Annotated in this window: 1 protein-coding gene; it reads right to left on the bottom strand. The window is 31.6% G+C overall.

All coding sequences use genetic code 11. The annotated features are described in order from the left end of the window. Positions 1–341: hypothetical protein (locus KVT27_RS23640; protein WP_217582074.1), on the bottom strand; the 341-nt coding region annotated here is incomplete at its 3' end. Positions 342–474: the final 133 nt, after the last annotated feature.

The raw sequence follows: 474 nt of genomic DNA, 5'->3' as shown, positions 1-474 counted from the left end.
CTATCTCTATAAATCCCATTGACATAACCCTTTGTTTCTGCATAAATAAAATTTATTGTTTTTTTCTTGGTCTTTTTATTATTTGTATAAGCATCAGAGACCGAACTTGCTCCACCCGTCTGAGTGAAATCTGAATATGCAACATAATGCGCGCCACTACTTTTAACTTTATTATTCGGATTTAATAATGCTGGCGAAAAAGTTTTTAATGCTTTTCTCTCCACATCATATACAATTTCAGGAACTTTTTTATCCGAAACCATTTCTTTTTCTTGAGCAAATGAATGGATAGGAAGTGAAAATAAAGCAATCATTGATAAAGCAGAAATTGTTTTTTTCATAATTTTGCTCCTCTCAGCAATAAATTTGTTTTTTTAACTTCCATAAGTTTCTGTTTTCCAAGTTTGATAGCCCTTATTTGCAAAGATGTGTTCACCATATACTTCATCATCCCCTATATACCATGCTCCTTTA

The sequence above is a fragment of the Lysinibacillus sp. GbtcB16 genome (assembly GCF_019091145.1).
Taxonomy (GTDB): domain Bacteria; phylum Bacillota; class Bacilli; order Bacillales_A; family Planococcaceae; genus Lysinibacillus; species Lysinibacillus fusiformis.
This window is presented reverse-complemented; position numbering and strand designations above follow the sequence as displayed.